This is a genomic window from Micavibrio aeruginosavorus ARL-13, from assembly GCF_000226315.1.
Taxonomy (GTDB): Bacteria; Pseudomonadota; Alphaproteobacteria; order Micavibrionales; family Micavibrionaceae; genus Micavibrio; species Micavibrio aeruginosavorus_B.
This window is the reverse complement of sequence record NC_016026.1, coordinates 2,181,660-2,202,416: the sequence shown is the minus strand read 5'-3', so window position 1 is coordinate 2,202,416 and position 20,757 is coordinate 2,181,660. Positions and strand designations below refer to the sequence as shown.

The following is a 20,757-nucleotide window of genomic DNA, read 5'->3' as shown; positions in this document are numbered from 1 at the left end:
ATTCAGCTGTAATGATAAAAACCCCCGGCTGGAAAGGCCGGGGGTTTTTGTATTCGGATCAGCCTTCGGCGCTAAACTGGTCAAAGGCGCGCAGGGCGTCAGCCGCGTACATCAACGCCGGTCCGCCGCCCATATAGGTGCACATGGCGACCACTTCGGCGATTTCCTGTCGCGTCGCCCCAAGATTTTTCAGAGCCTTGGCATGAAAGCCGATACAGCCATCACACCGCTGGCTGACGCCGATGGCGAGGGCAATAAATTCCTTGGTTTTCTTGTCCAGCGCACCATCGGCGGTCGCGCCCTTGGCCATGGCGGAAAAACCCTGCATCGCATCGGGGGTCAGGGTGCGCAATTCGGCCATATATTGCGAAATATCCTGGGTGAGCTGTTTGTAATCTTTTGTCATGGTGACATTCTCCTTGATCAATTCATAAAAATATAATATCATAAAAATATAAATTGTAAAGGGGCATTCAATGCACGATATGCTGGCACAGGCCGACAAGGCCGCCGCGTTCTTAAAAGGTTTGTCGAACGGTCACCGTTTGATGATCCTGTGTCATTTGCTGGATGGTGAAAAAAACGTCAGCGACCTGATCACCCTGACGGGTATTCCGCAAACATCCATGTCGCAACATTTGGCGAAATTGAAACGCGAGGGCATTGTGACCTATCGCCGTGAGCATCGCATCCTGTATTACACCATCGCCCAGCATGACGTGGTGCAGATCATGGGCATTCTGTATGAAAAATTCTGTACCCCGCAAACCAAGAAAAAAGGTGTGAAATGAGCGTGAACAATATTGATGCGCAAACCGCCCATCGGTGGCTGTCATCCGGTGAGGCCATTTTGATCGATGTGCGCGAAGCCGATGAATTCAGCGCAGAGCACATCGCCTGTGCAGCGTCTGTGCCGTTGTCCCGCATTCCGGACCTGTTTGATCAAATGGCTGTGCCGAAGGGGCGCAAGATAATTTTTCAATGCCTGATGGGTGGGCGCGGAGGGCGCGCCTGTGTGGCGTTGCCCGCGGATCGCGTGGGTGATTATGAGGTTTACAACATTGAAGGCGGAATCACCGCATGGAAGCATGCGGGCTTGCCCGTCGTCGGTGCGGCGAGCCCGGCACTGTCAATTTTTCGTCAGGTTCAGGTGATTGTCGGGGCGCTGGTGGCGGCGTTGGTGATCGTTGGTTTTCTGGGACTGACGCTGGGATTTGTGCTGGCGGGGATTTTGGGGGTAGCCTTGTTTGTGGCGGGGCTGACCGGATGGTGCGGTCTGGCGATGGTGTTGCGGCGTATGCCCTGGAACCGGGCCTGATCGTTCCGGGGTGGGCGAAGGTCCCGCTTTTGGCGTGTTATATGGAAAAATTTTGAAAAATCAACGGGCTGGGTTGCATACCCCAGCCCGTTCCTTCATCCTTTCTTAGGCGAAATAACGCTTAAATGGAATCAGGCCGTCATCCACAATCGAATCCACGCCGGACAAGTTTGCTGTGAAAGTCAGATATTACGCGATTATTGGTTTTCTGATCCTGGTTCTTCTGGTCAATGTGCTGGGGGTTTTGCCCTATATCCAGTGGTCCAGCTTTCGCAATGCTGATGCACGGGTGACGGTGGACTACATTGTCATCGGTGAATTGCACCACCTGATGAATACGATGCAGGACATGGAAACCGGCCAGCGCGGGTATATCCTGACCCGCGACCCGGATTTTCTGGGCCCATTTCTTCATCTCTATGACATGCGGGTCGATGAACTGGATTTTGCCGATGATGGCCGGATCGTCTCTGCCCCGTTTCTGGATCAGAGTGTGGCTCCCGCCCATATCGTGGATGAAATCCGTCATCTTGAACAGAAGCTGGCCGATGATGCGGACAGTCTTGCGCTGGTGAATGATCTGCGCACGCTGGTAGATCGCAAGCGTATGGTGACGAATGATACGCTGCGGCTGGTGCGGGATCGCGGGTTTGATGACGCAGTTCAGAATATAAAAAGTGGTCAGGGCAAGGCCGCAATGGACGATATTCGCGCGGTTGTGTCACAGTTGATCGCTATTCGCGAAGAATCCGCCCGCACAATGCTGCATGAAACAGATTTGCGCATGGCGTCGTATTCCCGCTTTGTGATTGCTGGCAATATTGTTCTGGGTGTTTTGTTGCTGCTGTCCTTCTGGGGGTTGGCGGCCAGTCGTGAGCGCGCCATTCGTGACCGTCGTCGGATTGAACGCACCGATGAACAGTTGCGCGCGTTTATCCGTCACGCGCCCGCTGCGATTGGTGCCTTGGACCGCGATCTGCGTTTCGTGATCGCCAGTGACCGATGGTCCAGCGAATTTGACAGTCATTGGTATCGCAGTGCCACAGGCATGGAGCTGAAAGACGTTTTGCCGTACCTGCAAACACGTGATGACTGGAAACAGGCGGTCGAAAAATGCCTGAACGGCGAAACGGTTGTGGTTTCCGAAGACAAGATTACCCAGCCCGGGCGTCCGGCTGTCTGGGCGCGATGGGAATTGCATCCCTGGGGCAATGTAAAAGGCGGGCAGTCGGACGGGATCATTATTTCCGTCGAAAACATTACCAAGCGCAAAGACATGGAGCGGATGAAGGACGAGTTCGTTTCAACCGTCAGCCATGAATTGCGTACGCCGTTGACATCCATCCGTGGGTCGTTGGGTCTGGTCGCGGGCGGTGTGGCGGGCGTCTTGCCGCAAAAGGCACAGGAGCTGGTGGATATTGCCTATAAAAACTCAGACCGCCTGATCCTGCTGATCAACGATATTCTGGATATGAACAAGCTGGAGGCGGACCAGCTGGAATTGAATATGGCCCCGCATGATATGGGCATGGTGTTACAGGAGATGGTCGAGGCCAATCAGGGTTATGCCGATAAATACGGTGTACAACTGGGGCTCGGTCCGGCCCCCGGCCCCGTTTCCGTCCTGGTGGATCAGCACCGCTTTCAGCAGGTTTTATCGAATCTGGTTTCCAACGCGATTAAATTTTCCCCCCGTGGGGCGACGGTTGAGGCCGGGTATGTCATTGACGGATCGCGTGTGCGCCTGCATGTGCGCGACCATGGCCCCGGCATTCCGCGGCAATTCCAATCGCGCATCTTTGAAAAATTCGCACAGGCCGATTCGTCCGATGCCCGGGCCCAGGGCGGGACCGGATTGGGACTGAGTATTGCCAAGGGTCTGTGTGAACGCATGGGCGGATGGATGTACTTTGAAACGGAAGAGGGGCAGGGGACGACGTTCTTTATTGAACTGCCCGTCTATAACGCGGCAGAGACGGCCAATGACGAAGACCCGCTGGTGGACCAGTTGAAAAAATCCGTTCTGCATGTCGAAGATGACCCGGATTTTTATCGCGTTATCCGCAGTGGACTGGAACCGCAGATCGTCGTGCGTAATGCCCGTACATTACGCGATGCAGACATTATGATTGACCGGCGCGATTTTGATTTGATCATTCTGGACCTGCGTCTGCCCGATGGCAGTGGTTTGTCGTTGCTGGAGCATATCAAGCATAAGGATAAATGCCCGATCGTGGTGATCTCGGCTTATGACATTCCGGATGATATCAAGCCGCTGGCGGCGGCCTGCCTGGTCAAAGCGCGGACGCCGGAATCGGAAATGATCGAAATTATTAAGACCCTGCTGGGTGAAACCGATAAAACCGTGACGGGATGGAAGAAATGACAAAGGCCCCCCTGCAACATATCTTATATATTGATGACGAAGAGGACATCCGCACCGTGGCGCAAATGGCGCTGGAAATGGTGGGCGGCATGAATGTGGCCGTGTGTTGTTGCGGGCGGGATGGGCTGGATGCGGCCCGCGCCAACCCACCGCAAATGATACTGCTGGATGTGATGATGCCGGACATGGACGGACCGGAAACGTTTGCGGCCCTGCGCGCGGACCCGGAGTTGGCGGATATACCAGTGGCCTTTATGACGGCCAAAATACGACCGGAAGAAATTTCGGACCTGATGCGTTTGGGTGTGGCGGGGGTCATTGCCAAACCGTTCGATCCCATGACGCTGGCGGATCAGGTGCGCAATGTTTGGAATACATTTCAGGATAAATAGAATTTTTCGAAAGAGACAAGTATGACGAATCAGCATAATCCCGATGACATTGAAATGGTCAAACGCCCTTCGTACGAGGAGACGTACCAGAAGCTTTTATACGAATATATCCGCCGGCTCGAAAAATCGGTGGAGGCGATTGATAACATTCTGGCGCAACGCCAGTTAAATCCTCTGACCAAGGATGATTTGCTGCGCGCCCAGATGCTGGCGCATGGCATGTCCGGGTCGGGGGCGACGTTCGGATTTTCGGCGGTCAGCGATGCCGGGCGCAAGGCGGATGTTTTTCTGGAACGTTTGATCCGTGCCATGCCTGATGATGGCACGATGGACGATGAATCCTATCCCGAATTCGAAATGCTGATGAAGGTGTTGCAGGGCACATGCCGTAACGCCGTCAGCAAAGGGGGCGATAGCCCGGCAATTCCAAAGGACCAGGCCGCCGCCCGTGACGGGCATGTGAAGGATGTGCTGAATGTCCTGATCGTTGATGATGATGAGAGTTTGAGCCGGATGCTGTCCTTGAAGCTGGCGCAGAAGGGAATTCATGTTATCAACGCCCGTGACGGTGCGTCTGCGCTGTCACAATGTCAGAAGGGTGTTCCCGACCTGATCATTCTGGATATTATGATGCCGGGGTTAAGCGGGCATGAGGTTTTGCGCCGCTTGAAACAGGATCCGACCTATGTCGATGTACCGGTGGTCATGCTGACCGGGCGGGCCCAGCAACAGGATGTCGTCGGCGCGCTGCATTCCGGTGCGATTGATTATGTGGTCAAGCCGTTCGATCCGGACCATCTGGTCTCACGCGTGGAAAAAATCCTGGATGCCAGCCGTTATACTGTTTTGATCGCGGATAATGACCCGTTGATCCTGCAATTGCTGGAAAGCAAATTCCGCAATCGTGGTTTTAAGGTCGTGCTGGCCGGCGATGGCAAGGATGCGTTCGACATTATCCGGGTTAATCCGCCCGACCTGATTATTCTGGATGTGATGATGCCCGAGGTGGATGGCATTTCCCTGCTCAAACGGGTGCGGTCCAATACGGCAACTGCAGACATCCCCGTCATTATGCTCAGCGGTCATAAGGATCAGCGGGATATTGACCGCGGGATGGAGGCCGGAGCGCAAGATTATGTCGCCAAACCATTCATGCCCGACGACCTGATTGCCCGGACCCTGCGGGTCTTGAAAGCTGGGGTTTCGGCCGAGGATTCCGACCGTGAATAGCGTGGGGATAGACAAGCCTTCCATTTGTCATATCTCGATTGCCGTGACGGTCTGGCGCGCTGGCAAGATTATTGCATAGGAATTTCAGCATTTTGGCGGACGATCTGGCCCGCTCTGGTGCGTGTCTGGCGAATCAAGTAGACTAAACCACACAGTTTATATACAAGGTGGGCGTGAACCACACGTGCGCTCGCGTATAAAAAGGCAAAGGGTAATATCATGGCAAAGCGTTTCATCATCGTCCTGATTCTGGTCGGTATCCTGTTTGCGGGGCTGATCGGGTTTGACATGTTCAAGAAGAAGATGATGGGGCAGTTCCTGGCCATGATGTCGCACCAGCCCCCGGCCCCGGTCGTGGTCGTGACAGCCGACAAAAAACCCGTGTCCCGCACATTGGATGGCATCGGCACATTGGAAGCCGTGCGTCAGGTGACCGTATCGCCGGAAGTGGGTGGCCGCGTGACCAACATTACATTCGAAGCCGGCGTTCTGGTGGCGGCGGGCGATTTGCTGGTGCAGCTGAACGATGAACCGGACAAGGGCGATCTGACCCGGTTTCAGGCCCAGGCAAAATTGGCCCAGCAAAATTTGACCCGGTCCAGCAAGCTGGTCGATGTGGCATCGACCCGGTCCACCGTTGACCGCGACCGTGCCGAATTGAACGAAGCCGAAGGCGGCATCGCCCGGACCGAAGCCGTGATCCGCCAGAAACAAATCCGCGCGCCATTCGATGGTGTGCTGGGTATTCGTCAGGTCAATCTGGGGCAATATCTGAACCCCGGTGATGCGATTGTGACGCTGACCGACCTGTCTGAATTGTTTGTGAACTTTACCCTGCCGGAACAAACGCTGGCCGATATCGCCGTTGGACAAGCGGTGGAGTTGCGCGTGGATGCGTACCCGGCTGATGTGTTCATCGCAAAAATAAATGCGATTGAACCGCAAGTGGGTGATGAAACCCGGACCGTGAAGGTTCAGGCGATCCTGGGGAACGAAGACGGTAAATTGAAACCGGGTATGTTTGCCCGCGCGACGGTGCTGCTGCCCGATGGCGCGGATCAGGTAATCCTGCCGGAAACGGCCATCGACTTCACCATCTATGGTGACTCGGTCTATATCGTGACCGAGGGCAAGAATGAAGCGGGTGAGGCGACCCTGACGGCCACGCGGAAATACGTCAAGACGGGCCCCCGTTATAAGGGCGAGGTGGTCGTGCTGGAGGGTGTGAACGAAGGGGACCGCGTCGTTACGGGCGGTCAGCTGAAGCTGACGTCCGGCGGGGCCGTGACCATTGCAACCAAAGACACGTTGGCCGAAACAACCAAGGCCAACGAAAACAGCGACCGCAAGGAATAATCAATCCGACCCGCGCCACCTATGGCGCGGGGGCGTAACCTTCTTCAAGTGTTCAAAGAAACGGGAAAGACCATGGTTTTCACCGATATTTTCATCAAGCGCCCGGTTCTGGCCGTTGTGGTCAGCATCCTGATTCTGCTTGTCGGTCTGCGCGCGGCCTTTGATCTGCCGATCCGTCAGTATCCGGAAATCGAACAGGCCGTGATCACCGTGACGACCAGCTATCCCGGTGCGTCCCCGGAATTGATGCAGGGTTTCGTGACCACCCCGATCGCGCAGGCCATCGCCACGGCGGAGGGGGTTGAGTATCTGGTCTCCAGCTCGTCCCAGGGGCGGTCATCGGTCGCGGCACACTTGCGCCTGAACTCCGACTCCGACAAGGCGATGGTCGATATTCAGGCCAAGCTGAACCAAGTGAAATATTTGATTCCGCAGGAATCGAACGACCCGATCATCCTGAAATCCACGGGTGACGTGTCGGCCATCATGTATATGGGCTTTGCCAGTGACGAATTGCCGACATCGGCGATTACCGATTACCTGATCCGCGTGATTCAGCCGATGCTGGCCACGGTTGAGGGTGTGGCGTCCGCCGATGTGATTGGCGGGCAGACGCTGGCCATGCGGATCTGGATGGACCCGCAAAAAATGGCGGCGCGAAAAATTACCGCATCCGACGTGGCACAGGCGATCCAGGCCAACAACTATCAATCCGCGCCCGGTCAGATGAAGGGCAGCTATATCATCACCAACATCGAAACCAATACCGATCTGGTTGATGTTGAAGAATTCCGCAACATGGTTGTAAAAACCGTTGATGGGTCGATTGTGCGGATGCGCGATATCGGTACCATCGAAATGGGATCGCAAAACTACGATCAAGCCGCGCTGATGGACAGCAAGCGTGCTGTTTATATCGGTGTGAACGCCACCCCGACCGGTAACCCGCTGAACATCGTCAAGGAAGTGCGGGCGATGTTGCCGGAATTGGAAAAAACCATGCCACCGTCGATGGAGGTGGCTGTTCCGTTTGACGTGACCATCTTCATTAATGCCGCCATTCATGAAGTGCAAAAAACCCTGATCGAAGCCATGGCGATTGTTATGGTTGTGATCTTCCTGTTTTTGGGGACGTTCCGTTCGGTTATCATCCCGATTGTGACCATTCCGCTGTCGCTGATCGGCGCGGCGTTCCTGATGCTGTCATTGGGGTTTTCGATCAACCTGCTGACCCTGCTGGCCATGGTTATGGCCATCGGTCTGGTGGTGGATGATGCCATCGTTGTCGTGGAAAACGTTTTCCGCCATATCGAAGACGGCAAAACCCCGGTTCAGGCCGCCATTCAGGGCGCCCGTGAAATCGTCGGTCCGATTATCGCCATGACCATTACTTTGGCCGCCGTGTATGCGCCGATTGGGTTTATGGGGGGCGTGACGGGTTCACTGTTCAAGGAATTTGCCTTCACATTGGCCGGGGCCGTGATTATTTCCGGTATCGTCGCCCTGACCCTGTCGCCGATGATGTGTTCGGTTCTGCTGAAACACGGCATGAACGAAACATGGTTTGCGCGCAAGGTCGATGCAACGTTCAGCAAGTTGGAACGATTTTATGCGCGCCGCCTGCACGGCACGCTGGAATTCCGTCCGGTGACCTTGTTCTTCGGCTTCTGCATCCTGATGTCGCTGGGCTTGCTGTTCGGTGGTGCCCGCAGTGAACTGGCCCCTGAAGAAGACCAGGGTATTGTTTTGACCGCGACCAAGGCACCGCAATATGCCAACCTGGATTATTCCATGGCGTTCGGGCGCGAGGTTGAAAAAATCTTCCGCGCCGTTCCCGAGGTCAGCTCGACCTTCGTTCTGGTCGGCACCGATGGGCCCAGCAACGGCTTTGGTGGCATGTTGTTGAAAGACTGGTCGGAGCGGGATCGGTCCGCGTCGCAAATTCAACAGGATATCCAGCAACAGGTGGGTGCGATTGATGGGGAACTGGTGTTTACCTTCTCTCTGCCGGCTCTGCCGGGGTCCACGGGCGGTATGCCGGTGCAGATGGTTATCCGTTCGACCGAAGGGTATGAAACCGTTTACCGCGTGATGGAAGATCTGAAAAAAGCGGCGGCGGAAAGCGGCATGTTCATGATGACCGACTCCGATCTGAACTTTAACACCCCGGTTGTTGAAATCACCATTGACCGGAACAAGGCGAACCAGCTGGGCATCACCATGCGTGATATCGGCGATACATTTGCACTGATGCTGGGTGAAAACTATGTGAACCGTTTTAACCTGGATGGGCGGTCCTATGACGTTATTCCGCAGGTGCCGCGTGCCGACCGAATTACGCCGGAATCGTTGACGCAATATTATGTGCGTGCCGGCAATGGCGATATGGTGCCGTTGTCCACCGTGGCCAGCGTCAGCATGAAATCCTCCCCTGACAAACTGGTCCAGTTTAACCAGCTGAACTCCGCCACCTTCTCGGCCATTCCGATGCCGGGTGTGGCGATGGGTGATATTGTCAGCTTCCTGCAGGCCAAGGCGGATGAAATCCTGCCTAAGGGGTTCAGCTATGACTGGATGAGCGATTCTCGCCAGTTTGTGAACGAGGGTAGCCAGCTTTACATCACGTTCGGCTTCGCCATTATCGCCATTTTCCTGGTTCTGGCGGCGCAGTTTGAATCGTTCCGCGATCCGTTGGTCATCATGATGACGGTGCCGCTGGCCATGTCCGGTGCACTGTTGCCGTTGTTCCTTGGTGTCGCGACCATGAACATCTATACCCAGATTGGTTTGATTACCCTTGTTGGGTTGATTTCCAAGCACGGGATTTTGATGGTCGAATTCGCGAACAAGGCCCAGGTGGAACATGATCTGGACCGCCGCGCCGCGATTGAGGAAGCCGCCCGTGTGCGCCTGCGTCCGATTTTGATGACCACGGCGGCGATGGTCGTGGGTCTGATCCCGCTGGTTCTGGCCGACGGGGCCGGGGCAGCCAGCCGTTTCTCCATCGGTGTGGTGATTGTGGCCGGGATGCTGATCGGGACGCTGTTCACCCTGTTCGTGCTGCCGTCCGTATACACGATTCTGGCAAAAGATCACCGTGCCGCGTCCAAATCCACCCGCGCCCAGCAACTGGCGGCGGTTGACGCGGAATAAGCCTATATCGGACCTTACGAAAAAGAGCGGTTAAATCCGCTCTTTTTTTGTGCCTGTCTGGAACGGGGGCGCAAATCATGGCATCCTGCACGAGCTATGACGGATACGCCGATTTATCAACCCAAACGCGCCATGCACGCCGCGATCGCCTCGATCGTGACGGTCAGCGTGCTGATTGTTATCAAGACAATCGCCCTGTTTATGACGGGGTCGGTCAGTATTTTGGCTTCACTCATCGATTCTCTGTCCGATGCGGTTGTGTCGGGGATGAATGCGCTGGCCATCCATATTTCCCTGTTGCCCGCCGACAAGAATCATCGCCACGGTCATGGCAAGGTTGAGGGGTTGGCAGCCTTGTTGCAGGCGGCCTTTATTACCGGAGCCGGGGTTTTCCTGGCGTTGGAATCGGTGCGCCGTCTGGCGGAACCACAGGATATTCAAGCCCATGGCGTGGCCATCATCGTCATGGCGATTGCCATTGTGCTTTCCGTTGGTCTGGTGCTGGTGCAAAATCGCATCCTGCGGGCCGCGCCGTCCCTGGCGGTGCAGGCGGACCGGGCGCATTATTCATCCGATATCGTCGTCAATGGCGGGGTGATTGCGGCGCTGGCCGTGCAATCCATGGGGGGGCCGTGGTGGATTGATCCGGTTTTTGCCCTGGGTGTGGCGGGCTGGTTGGGATGGTTGGCGTGGGGCATCGGGCGGCAGGGGATCGACATGCTGCTGGACCGCGAATTGCCGCGCGAAACCCGGACGCGGATTGAGGAGATCATTCGCGCCGAGCCGCGCATTCACGGTATCCATGATCTGCGCACCCGGGCATCGGGAATGCAGATTTACATTTATTTCGATGTCGAACTGGACCCGGACATGAAACTGATTCACGCGCATGATATTACGCGCGATATTGAAATTGCATTGGTGCGTGAATTTCCGAATGCCGAAGTGATGATCCATATGGACCCGCTTGGTGATATTGACGACAGTCGCCATTCCGTGCCGGGGGTGCATCATTAATGCGCGTGATTTGTGATATTGGCGGAACGCATATTCGTCTGGCCCAAGACCACGGCGGCCGTGATCCGGTTGATCCGCGTCGTTATGCCGTATCCAATTTTTCCGACCTGTATGATGCCGTTGAATTTTATTGTATGGAAACGGATATCCATGATCCGGATTCTGTGGCCGTTGCCGCCGCCGCGAATGATGCGGGGGATGGGGTTTACCGGTTTTTCAACAACGAAGGCTGGGCGATTGATCCGGCGGCCCTGCGCAAGCGCGGTATGGCTCTGGACGGCGTTATCAATGATTTCGCGGCCTCTGCCTGGGGCATGACGTGCGTGCCGGACCATGCTTTGTACGCCATTCGGGGGACGCAATCTGATCATCATTACCCGCGTGCCATTCTGGGCCCGGGGACGGGGCTGGGGTTGGCCTATGCGCTGCCTTTGGAAAACGGGCGCTGGCGCGTGCAGGGGACGCATGGCGGCCACATGATGGCGTCGTGTTTGAATGATGAACATCATCTGATTTGCGAACTGGTTGGACGGTTGAATGGCCATGATCGCATGGTCATTGTCGAAGATGTGGTCAGCGGCCGCGGTTTACCGACCCTGTACCGTGCCGTGTGCCAGATGAACGGCGATGAACCACTGCCGCTGGAAAACGCGGCCCATGTTCTGGATTATGCCGATAATCCGTCGGTGGTTGAAACGTTGCGCCTGTTCCATGAATTTCTGGGGCTGTTTATGCACAATGTGGCGATTACGTTGGAATCGTATGGCGGTTTATATCTGGATGGCGGGTTGACGGCCCGTCTGTATGAAAAGGGTTTGTTTGATCATGCGCGTGTTTTGGACTTTATGACCCTGAAGCCCGCGCCGTCGGTGAAGGCCGATCTGGATAAAACACCCGTGTTTATCGTGAATGATCCGTATATCGCCCTGCGCGGTTTGATTGCCATGGATCGCAGTAACAGAAAGAATGGATAGATGACTGAGCGTATTGCCTATCTGACGATTGATGATTCACCGTCATCCCGTATGGATGATATGGTGGATGCGCTGGAGGCTTCCGGTGTTCCGGCAATTTTCTTTTGCCGTGGGGATTTGCTGGAAAAAAACCGTGCTTCGGTCACGCGTGCAATTAAAAAGGGATTTATCGCCGCCAACCACGCCTATAACCACCGCCGTTCCAGTCAGATTTCATTCGATGAAATCACGGCGGAAATCACGGCGACGCAAAAATTGCTCGACCAATGCTGGGCCGATGCAGGTATGGATACATGGCCGAAATATTTCCGCTTTCCCCACATGGATCGCGGTACGGGCGGTTGGGTTGTAGATTTTCAAAAGGTTCCCGACGAACATCGGGATATTCTGATTAAATTGTTCGCCGATGGTTTGAACGTGTCGATGGACCCGCCCAGTGAAGAAGCCAAGGGGAAAAAGGCGCAATTGCAATTGTGGCTGAAATCCAACGGCTTTACCAAACCTGCCTTTAACAATGTCGCCCTGCCTTGGTATCGCGATACCGAAATGGCGCAGGCGATTGATGCCATGTTTACTTTTTCAACTTCGGATTGGATGATTACCCCGCGGCATAAGGGTAATTGGCCCTATAAAACGCTGGATGATTTGAAGGCGAAAATTGATAACGATCCGTGGCTGCAACGCACCGATACGGCGCATATCATCCTGGCGCATGATCAGGCCGATATTGTCGATGACACGCTGGCTTTGGTCGACCACATGTTGGATCGCGGCTTTAAATTCAAAATCTGAACGTGCAACAAAAGGGTGCAAACATGACAACACAATATTTCGTACGGGTGATTGGTGATTACGGCCAGTTGGGCGATATGGCCTTTGCCGAGGTGTCTGACCGTCTGGATGCGCAGTTGATGGATATTCCGGGCGCGCATTTCAGCGTGCGTTTGTCGTCCGTTCCCGTCTTCGACACGATCGCCACGGGCTTTATGCTGGCGCAGTTGGCGGTGAATTCTCCGCTGGGTGACCGCCATATTTTCTACGTCAATACGGCCCCGCGCAAGGACAAGGCGCAAGCCCGCGTCGATAACGAAGGCGAAGGTCTGGTCTACGCCAAATTGAAAAACGGCGTGCGGGTGGTGGCGGTGAACAGTGGTTATTCCCTGACCCTGATCAAACCGTTCACCGATTCCATCCGTTTGATTAAGGTTTCTGCGGCGGGGTCGCAATTCCGGTCCCGGGATAATTTTCCGGTGGCCGTGGGAGCGATTGCGCGCGGGGATGAAAGCCTGTTGGGTGATGATGTCACCCACACCGTGCCGGATGCGTTGCCGAAAAACGTGGTTGTCTACACCGATGGGTACGGCAATCTGAAGTGCTCGATCGATCCCAAGGATCTGGATGCGCATCACGGTGAAAAGGTCACCGTGGAAATCAATGGCCGGGAACAGGTGGCCATGGTCGGCACGGGCATTTTTGCCGTGGCGGATGGTGAATATTGTTTGGCCAAGGGCAGCTCGGGCTGGGCCTTGCCGGACGGATCGCGCATGGAATTTGCCGAAATGGTCAAACGCGGCGGCAACGCCTCGAAAAGCTTCGGCACCCCGCCGGGCGGGATTAAGGTCAACTGGCGCTAAAAGGCCTTTGAAGATTTGGAAAAAGCCGCTGATTTCAGCGGCTTTTTCTTTATTCTTGCGCAGGCGGCGCGGGGTGTTATAGCGTCGCGCCCATCAAACAATAAAAAACGAACTGGGGCGGGGCATTATGACCCTTACAAAAATTTTCTGCGCGGCTGTGGCCGGGCTTGGTTTATCCGCGGTGCAGGCGGCCGATCTTGCGGCGACCTTTGATCATGCGGGCCTGAGCAAGCGGCTCGGCGCATCCTGCGCGGTGCAGGAAATGCAGCGTCGCGCCGCGATCATCCCCGTGACGTCCGGCCTTGATCCGGCACCGGAATACCGGACAAAGGGGCTGACCTACGTCATGCAATCGGCCCATTTCGATGCAAAAATGCACGCGCGGGCCGATAAAATTTACGCAACCATCCCGCACCATACACGGGCCCTGACCTATAATGATGGCGGTGTGTTTGTGTGGTCGCGGTACGGGTTGGCGGAATCGTTGCCATCGCGCAAAAACGCGGCCAATGGCTACACCACGCCGGGGCTGTATTTGGAATATGAACGCCGTCTGTATTTTCCCTTCATGTTGGCCGATGTGCGTAAAAACAAAAACGGCACGTACCGCTCCATCGGGTTTTACGAAGAACCCGCGCGCGGTGTACGCATTGCCAACCATGAAACGGGTCATATGGTGGATGATATTCTCGGTAATTACAGTTTTGAACAAAGCGGCACCCGTGCCGAAGGTCGCTTAACCGACCGCCGTGATTATCGCACCGCCATTGCCGACGATCTGCGCCATATTCGCGGGACAAAGCCGGATGTGGTGGCGTTGGATTATTACATGCCGATCCGTATCGGCGGCAAACAGGATGAAGGCCAGCGCCTGCGCCGTGAAGTCTTCGCGGAACTCTGGGCCGAAGCCTCAGGGCAGGGGGGTAGCAACCTGTCGCGCCATTATCCGCGCGCCTACGGGGTTGTGAAATCCTATTTCGATTATTTGAAGAGTGTTTATGAAGCGGGCGGATCGGCTTGCGATTACCGCAAGGATGGCCGGGCGGTTCCGGTGTTGAAACGCTGAAAAAATAAAGCCGTGGCCTACATCGGCTTTATATCCATGGCAAAGGCGCGTTGCGTGACATTCGATGTTGGCTGGTCGGCTTCCGGCGGCTTGCGGCTATCCACCTCAATTCCGCTTTGATCCAGTTTTTGCACGACCTGATCGGCCATGTCGATCATGCCCTCAACGCCCATGCCCAGCTTATATTGTCCGGCCACCTCTTGCGCGCATTCGCGGGTGGCGGCGATTTTGGCGGTGCGTTGCTCGGCGGGCGACAAATCGGCTTGCGCCTGTAAATGCAATTCCTGTGTGCTGGCGCTTTGCATCGCGCCACTTGCAATTTTTTCGGGCAGGTTTTGCACCGCCTGTTTCGGGTTGGCAAACGGGTCGCCCTTGTCGAACACAACGGATTCGACATTGCTCATCACGTAACTTTCGCCCGTATGAATATTCTCCAGCGCGATCACGCGGCCATACAGCGTATCGGTGTTTTCCCATGCCGGGGAATTGGCGCCCGGATATTGTGTGGCGTGCGGCATCACCGCCTTATAATCCTCACGAAAACCGGGCAGAACGGCGACGTCGTGCCCCGCGTGCCCGTTCATGGTTTCACGGTCACGACCCGGATCGGATGGGTCGGTGTTTTTGGTTGATCCGTTGGACAGGAAAATATCGTCCTTCTCGCTGCCATTGAACATGTCCTTGCCGTCACTGCCGGCATAGGTCGCGGCCCCGTTACTCCACGCCACCCCCGCGCCCGATTGCGTTGCGGTCGGGGCAATAACCTTCCCGGCCTTGCCCACGGGCTTCAGCGGGACATCCTGGTCCGGTTGGGTGGCATTCGGTTCATCGGCCATCGCGGTCCAATCCTCATGGTTCTTCAGGGGAATTGTGGGCGAAAAGCTTTATGATTCTGTTAATTGGCCCGGATCGCGGCAAAACGGGCGGAAAACCGTGGATTTCGGTTTGATTTTTGCCCCTTCGTGCTTTAGATATGGTCCATCCAATCGGAGCGCGGGTGTAGCTTAGTGGTAAAGCTCCAGCCTTCCAAGCTGGCTATGAGGGTTCGATTCCCTTCACCCGCTCCATTTCTTTTTCCGCAGATGTTCACCACAATTCGCTGATGTTTTGCAAGTGATTGATGCTATTGCATTTTTCACGCGATTGGATAACCGTGGATTCGTCCTTGGTTGCCTACAGTCAGAAGAATTGGGGGTACGTTTTAGGGGTACAGTTCAAGAGATGGGGGTACGATGAAGCTGACGAACAACGATTGCAAGTATGCGGAAGTCCGAGAAAAGCCTTACAAACTGGCCGATGGCGGCGGTTTGTATCTGCTAGTCAAGTCCAACGGCTCAAAGCACTGGCGGCTGAAATACCGTTTTCTGGGCAAGGAGAAGCTGCTGGCGCTGGGGCCATACCCCTCATATCGCTGGCTGATGCCCGTGAGCGCAGAGATGATGCCAAGCGCCTTCTGGTCGATGGCAAAGACCCTATGGCCCAGAAGCAGGCTGCGCAGCGCACGGCAGTCCGCAACGCCCAGAATACCTTTAAGGCCGTTGCGCTCGAATGGCATGAGAGGCAGCTCGACCGTTGGAGCGAAAACCACGCCCTCAACGTCATGCGACGTTTCGATATTGATATTTTTCCCTATATCGGTTCCCGCCCGATTGCTGACATTGATGCGCCTGAGTTGCTGGAAGTGCTGCGGAGGATCGAAAAGCGCGGCTCACTGGACGTGGCGGCGCGGGTAAAGCAGATTTGCGGACAGGTTTTCAGGTACGGCATTGCAACAGGGCGTTGCAAGCGTGACCACGCCGCCGATCTTAGGGGAGCCTTGAAAACAGCCAAGACCCAGCACTATCCAGCGCTGGACATCAAGGAAATGCCGGAATTTCTGAAAGCGCTGGAGCGTAATGAACCAAGGCTTTTCAGCCGCACGCGCAAGGGAATCCGGCTACTGATGCTGACCTTTGTTCGCACCAGTGAATTGATTAAGGCGACATGGGATGAGTTCGATTTGGAAGAGGGCCGGTGGGTGATCCCCGCAGAGCGTATGAAGGTCGGAGGTGCGCATACCGTACCGTTGTCCAGACAGGCCATAAAAATCCTGAAAGAACTGAAGGAAGAAACCGAGCATCTCAACGTCAAATGGGTATTTCCAAGTCAGGTGCGTCCAAAGGAGCATATGAGCAACAACACGCTTCTCTTTGCTATCGGTAGGCTGGGGTATAAAGGGCGCATGACGGGTCATGGTTTCCGTGCGCTGGCCATGTCCACGATCAAGGAAAATCTGGGGTATCGCCATGAGATTGTTGATCGTCAGTTGGCACATGCCCACAAAAGTAAAATTGACCGCGCTTACGACCGCTCCAAGTTTCTTCCTGATCGCATTGTGATGATGCAGGAATGGGCCGACTATCTGGATTCAGTGGAATCTGGAGGCAAGATTGTTTTTGCGGATTTTAGAAAGAAGAGAGCATAGACCATGATTTTTAAAATAGATGAGAGTGCGTCTATTACAGAGCAGGCGGCAGAGATGATGAAGACATTTCTGCGAGCTGATGCAGAGACGCCGAGAGTTGGTCAATGGAAAGATAAATACAAACGTGATGTAATGCGATTGATTTGGGAGTGCCATCTTGAAGAAACCGCGCCGCCTGTTGATCTAGTCATGCTAGTTGGTTGTTTATTCGGAGATCGGCATGATTGGCCTGTTGCAAAGTTTGCCGCTATCAGTTTCTTGGCGCAGAACTACGAACCAGTGCAGCTTGGGCAAGGTTTACCAGAGGGTGCGAAAACCGGAATCTCTGAGATTCTGAAAGAGCATGGCGGAGTGTTAAAGGCCGCACGCCCTTTGGATGATGAGGCTGGCAATGACGAGCGTGATTATCGTCGTACGGTAGACACCTGGGCCAAAGAGCCGCTTTTCCTGTATTTGTGGGCGCAGAAGTATGACAGGTATCAGACCCGCAAACATGATCGTACCGCCTTGCTAGCTGTAGCGAAAGAAGCTCTGGCAGCTTCCAACTCCGAAAATTCCTGATTGGGGAGAATTTCGCGTTTTCTCCCCAGTGCCGCTTAGGTTCGCGGTCTTTTATCTTGATTCGTACACGGGCTGAATGATTCACGCCTGTACGAAAAGAAGGAGAAAGATATGACGAAACCTAAAGAAAGGGCACTTTATTCTGTGCCTGAGATCATCGAAATGGTTGGGATCGGGCGCACGCGGCTGTATCAGGAGCTGAACAGTGGGCGACTGAAAGCAGTCAAGATTGGCAAGCGTACCTGCGTAACGAAAGCCAGTCTCGAAACGTGGCTATCGACACTTGAGGGATACCTCCCCGAAAAGCAGAGGGGGAATGTCCATGCACGCCGCAAATAATATGCAGAATTTTGAAGAAGCCATGCGATTTCAAGGGCTGGTTTGCAAGGAGCCTATCGTAGCCGATGGCAAGGTTCATCGATTCCATGTTTCTGGTGACAAGCCAGGGAAGAACAACGGATGGTATGTCTTTTACGGTGAGGTTGGCGTTTATGGATCATGGAGGACAGGTGAAAAGTTTACTTGGTATTCCAAAGGCTCTCGTGTGTCGGATCAGATTCGTGAACATCTAAAAGCCCAGATCGACAAAGCAAGAAGTGACTATAAGGTCGATCGATATAAGGATCATATCACTGTAGCGGAGTTGTCTCAGAGAAAATGGTTCAGTGCGTCGCCCGTAAATCCACAACACCCTTATCTGACAACAAAGCAGGTAGGGACGCATAACCTGAGGCAAATAAAGAACCATTTGCTTGTACCGCTTATGGACTTTCATGGGATGCTCTGGAACTTCCAGACCATCTATGCCAATGGAGAAAAGCGTTTTGAATCCGGTGGAAGGGTAAGCGGTCTGTATTGCCCCATCGGATTGGACACAATGAACAGCTTCTCCAGGTTGGTGATCTGTGAAGGTTGGGCAACAGGAGCAAGTTTGCACGAGGTTCTGGGGGACTTTGTTCTTTGCGCAATGAACGCAGGAAACCTTGTGAAAGTAGCTCAAGGGGCGAGAGAGCGTTTTCCCGATGCAAAAATTATCATCGCCGCTGACAATGATCGTCATACGCCTGGGAATCCTGGCCTGACGCAAGCATTGAAAGCAGCACAGCAAGTAGATGCCACAGTGATGATGCCAAAGTTCCCAGAGGGCGTTGATGGCACGGACTACAATGATGCAGTCAAACTTGGCTGGAAGGGTGAATAACATGGTCAATGATATACGTGAAATATCCATGATCCCGGAGCTAACTGATGACGTTACCAACGTAACAGACGTTACAGATAAGGAATTGTTGTGTTTTTCTGAAACACAGGTAGGGGATGGTGACGTAACAGACGTTACGTCACAAGAAGCCACCCTGCTGACCAGCACAGTTATTCAGCCTGGAGATATCCCGCCACTGCCGGAGCTTGTGGAGCCTCACATACCGCACGAGAAGCGTCCTTGCTGGCATGTCTATGATGATTTCACGAGGTTGGATAATGGTAAGTTGATGCGGCCTGGCACTTATTACCTTAACTATGAAGAGGACAGAGATGGCAACGTAACGCTTATTGATAAGTGGGTTTGCAGCCCCCTGCACATTGAGGCGCAAACGTCCGACAGGCGTGATAATAATTTTGGGCGTTTCCTGCGTTTTAAGGATTCCAAGGGCCGATGGAAAACGTGGGCCATGCCGATGGAGCTTTTGCGTGCTTCGGGTGAGGAGCTGCGGGGCACACTTCTTTCGATGGGTGTGCTGATCGACCCATACAATTTTCGTGAGCTGTCATGCTATCTCTTGCAAACCGTAGCGCCCAAAAAACAGATTAACTGCTCACTGCAAACCGGATGGTATGGACGACATGCCTACGTTTTGCCTGACCAGGTTATCGGGCCAGATGCGGATCAAGTCGTCTTCCAGAGCAATCAGGCAGCTTACGAGGAGTTTTGTGCAGCAGGCACACTACCAGCATGGAGAGAGAACGTAGCGGCCAAGGCCGTAGGAAATCCTATGCTGGCTTTGGGTCTGTCCAGCGCCTTCGTAGGGCCGTTGCTGTCACTCACCCATTCGGAGGGTGGAGGTATCCACATGGTCGGAGATTCTTCTTCCGGCAAAAGCACCATAGCCCGTGCCGCATCCAGCGTATGGGGCGGGAAAGAATATCGTCGGAGCTGGCGCACAACTGCAAATGGCTTGGAAGGTGCGGCAGCACTGTTTAACGATGGTTTTCTTGTCCTTGATGAAATTAGCGAGTGTGATCCCTCGGATGTAGGAGAAATCGCTTATGCCCTTGGTAACGGCTACGGGAAACAACGGGCCAGCCGTTACGGATCGGCAAGGCCGGTAACACGCTGGCTCACTTTTGCGCTCTCAAACGGGGAGCGGAGCATTGCTACGGCGATTAAAGAAGGTGGCGGCAGAGTAAAAGCCGGTCAAAGTATGCGCCTGCTCGACCTGCCCACCAAGCGTAAGTACGGTGTTTTTGATGATCTGCATGGTTTTGATCATGGTGCGGCGTTGTCTGAATATATTTCCAGCGAGGCGCTGCTTAATTACGGCCATGCGGGTCGCGTTTATCTGGAGCGCCTTACTCACGACGACCGAAATTTCAGTGAGCGCCTCCGGCAAATTAAATCGCTCCCCGGCTTTCAAGCCAACGGCGCAGAAGGACAAGATAAACGTGCTGCCGGACGTTTTGCACTGATTGCTCTGGCGGGGGAGCTGGCTACGGAATACGGCATCACAGGCTGGCCTCCTGGTATAGCAACTGAAGCGGCCATCATCGGTTATCACACATGGAAGGCGCAACGCGGCGAAGGCAGCGACGAGAAACGTCAAATCTTTAGTACGCTGCTGGATTTCATTGAAAGGCATGGTGACAGCCGTTTTTCGGACATGGATGATAAAGATAGCGATAAAATGGTGCGCGACAGGGCAGGATACTGGCGCGATGAAAACGGCGTACGCACATACTACCTAAACGCCGATGGGATGAAGGAAACACTGAAAGGCTTTGACTTCAAACTTGCTCTCGACCTTCTGGAACAAAACGGCATCATCCTACCTAGGAACAGCCAAGGCGAACGCGCCCATCCCATCCGCGTTCATGGTAAAACCGTGCGGCTCTACAGGGTTGACTTTGAGAGCTTGCAGAACGACGGCGCGCCTATATATCCGGTTCAATATCCCGAAACGTAACGCGCTGTACAAACAGAGTGTTACAAC

Annotated in this window: 19 protein-coding genes, 1 tRNA gene and 1 pseudogene; 19 read left to right on the top strand and 2 right to left on the bottom strand. The window is 54.4% G+C overall.

Features of this window, described 5'->3' with window-relative positions:
- Positions 1 to 58: 58 nt before the first annotated feature.
- Positions 59 to 406, bottom strand: coding sequence for a carboxymuconolactone decarboxylase family protein (locus tag MICA_RS10440; protein WP_014103719.1), 348 nt, complete (start codon positions 404 to 406; stop codon positions 59 to 61).
- 70 nt (positions 407 to 476) lie between these two features.
- On the opposite strand from MICA_RS10440, the gene MICA_RS10435 reads away from it, so the two are divergent.
- From MICA_RS10435 to MICA_RS10380, 12 genes are all read left to right on the top strand, one after another.
- On the top strand, positions 477 to 791 hold the full coding sequence (locus tag MICA_RS10435) for an ArsR/SmtB family transcription factor (RefSeq protein ID WP_014103718.1): 315 nt from the start codon (positions 477 to 479) through the stop codon (positions 789 to 791).
- The gene (locus MICA_RS10430) at positions 788 to 1,318 is read left to right on the top strand and encodes a rhodanese-like domain-containing protein (RefSeq protein WP_014103717.1); all 531 of its coding nucleotides are present in this window, start codon (positions 788 to 790) and stop codon (positions 1,316 to 1,318) included. The genes MICA_RS10435 and MICA_RS10430 overlap by 4 nt, the downstream gene beginning before the upstream one ends.
- A gap of 175 nt (positions 1,319 to 1,493) precedes the next feature.
- Entirely contained in the window at positions 1,494 to 3,704 is a 2,211-nt protein-coding gene (locus MICA_RS10425) for an ATP-binding protein (protein WP_014103716.1), read from the top strand.
- Positions 3,701 to 4,096 carry a response regulator gene (locus MICA_RS10420; protein WP_014103715.1) on the top strand — a complete coding sequence of 132 codons (396 nt, stop codon included), beginning with the start codon at positions 3,701 to 3,703 and terminating at the stop codon, positions 4,094 to 4,096. Before MICA_RS10425 ends, MICA_RS10420 begins: the two co-directional genes overlap by 4 nt.
- A 21-nt stretch (positions 4,097 to 4,117) precedes the next feature.
- A complete protein-coding gene (locus MICA_RS10415) occupies positions 4,118 to 5,326 on the top strand; it encodes a response regulator (protein ID WP_014103714.1) in 1,209 nt (402 codons plus the stop codon).
- Between the two features lie 219 nt (positions 5,327 to 5,545).
- A complete protein-coding gene (locus MICA_RS10410) occupies positions 5,546 to 6,682 on the top strand; it encodes an efflux RND transporter periplasmic adaptor subunit (RefSeq protein WP_014103713.1) in 1,137 nt (378 codons plus the stop codon).
- Between the two features lie 72 nt (positions 6,683 to 6,754).
- Positions 6,755 to 9,835 (top strand): MexW/MexI family multidrug efflux RND transporter permease subunit, encoded by a 3,081-nt coding sequence (locus tag MICA_RS10405; protein ID WP_014103712.1) that lies wholly within the window; start codon positions 6,755 to 6,757, stop codon positions 9,833 to 9,835.
- Positions 9,836 to 9,931: 96 nt separating this feature from the next.
- Positions 9,932 to 10,852 (top strand): cation diffusion facilitator family transporter, encoded by a 921-nt coding sequence (locus MICA_RS10400; protein WP_014103711.1) that lies wholly within the window; start codon positions 9,932 to 9,934, stop codon positions 10,850 to 10,852.
- Entirely contained in the window at positions 10,852 to 11,826 is a 975-nt protein-coding gene (locus MICA_RS10395) for a glucokinase (protein WP_014103710.1), read from the top strand. Before MICA_RS10400 ends, MICA_RS10395 begins: the two co-directional genes overlap by 1 nt.
- Positions 11,827 to 12,618 (top strand): polysaccharide deacetylase family protein, encoded by a 792-nt coding sequence (locus tag MICA_RS10390; protein ID WP_014103709.1) that lies wholly within the window; start codon positions 11,827 to 11,829, stop codon positions 12,616 to 12,618.
- 23 nt (positions 12,619 to 12,641) lie between these two features.
- Positions 12,642 to 13,460: an SAM hydrolase/SAM-dependent halogenase family protein gene (locus tag MICA_RS10385; RefSeq protein WP_014103708.1), complete on the top strand. Its 819-nt coding sequence runs from the start codon at positions 12,642 to 12,644 to the stop codon at positions 13,458 to 13,460.
- A gap of 127 nt (positions 13,461 to 13,587) precedes the next feature.
- The gene (locus MICA_RS10380) at positions 13,588 to 14,526 is read left to right on the top strand and encodes a hypothetical protein (protein ID WP_014103707.1); all 939 of its coding nucleotides are present in this window, start codon (positions 13,588 to 13,590) and stop codon (positions 14,524 to 14,526) included.
- 17 nt (positions 14,527 to 14,543) lie between these two features.
- On the opposite strand, the gene MICA_RS10375 is transcribed toward MICA_RS10380, so the two are convergent.
- Entirely contained in the window at positions 14,544 to 15,362 is an 819-nt protein-coding gene (locus MICA_RS10375; RefSeq protein ID WP_014103706.1) for a hypothetical protein, read from the bottom strand.
- Between the two features lie 157 nt (positions 15,363 to 15,519).
- Here MICA_RS10375 and MICA_RS10370 point away from each other — a divergent pair.
- The 7 genes and pseudogenes from MICA_RS10370 (at position 15,520) to MICA_RS10345 (ending at position 20,730) form a co-directional block, all read left to right on the top strand.
- Positions 15,520 to 15,593: transfer RNA gene (locus tag MICA_RS10370), tRNA-Gly, on the top strand.
- Positions 15,594 to 15,758: 165 nt separating this feature from the next.
- Positions 15,759 to 15,961 (top strand): annotated as a pseudogene (locus tag MICA_RS12500) (Arm DNA-binding domain-containing protein); the annotation flags it as partial.
- Between the two features lie 39 nt (positions 15,962 to 16,000).
- Complete coding sequence (locus tag MICA_RS12495; RefSeq protein ID WP_014103705.1) at positions 16,001 to 16,990, top strand: tyrosine-type recombinase/integrase; 990 nt, start codon at positions 16,001 to 16,003, stop codon at positions 16,988 to 16,990.
- 3 nt (positions 16,991 to 16,993) lie between these two features.
- A complete protein-coding gene (locus MICA_RS10360) occupies positions 16,994 to 17,551 on the top strand; it encodes a hypothetical protein (protein WP_041794068.1) in 558 nt (185 codons plus the stop codon).
- A gap of 111 nt (positions 17,552 to 17,662) precedes the next feature.
- Positions 17,663 to 17,890 (top strand): helix-turn-helix domain-containing protein, encoded by a 228-nt coding sequence (locus tag MICA_RS10355; RefSeq protein ID WP_041794067.1) that lies wholly within the window; start codon positions 17,663 to 17,665, stop codon positions 17,888 to 17,890.
- Positions 17,868 to 18,752 carry a toprim domain-containing protein gene (locus tag MICA_RS10350; RefSeq protein ID WP_081463081.1) on the top strand — a complete coding sequence of 295 codons (885 nt, stop codon included), beginning with the start codon at positions 17,868 to 17,870 and terminating at the stop codon, positions 18,750 to 18,752. The genes MICA_RS10355 and MICA_RS10350 overlap by 23 nt, the downstream gene beginning before the upstream one ends.
- A 1-nt stretch (position 18,753) precedes the next feature.
- Positions 18,754 to 20,730, top strand: coding sequence for a DUF927 domain-containing protein (locus tag MICA_RS10345; RefSeq protein ID WP_236619898.1), 1,977 nt, complete (start codon positions 18,754 to 18,756; stop codon positions 20,728 to 20,730).
- Positions 20,731 to 20,757 lie beyond the last annotated feature (27 nt).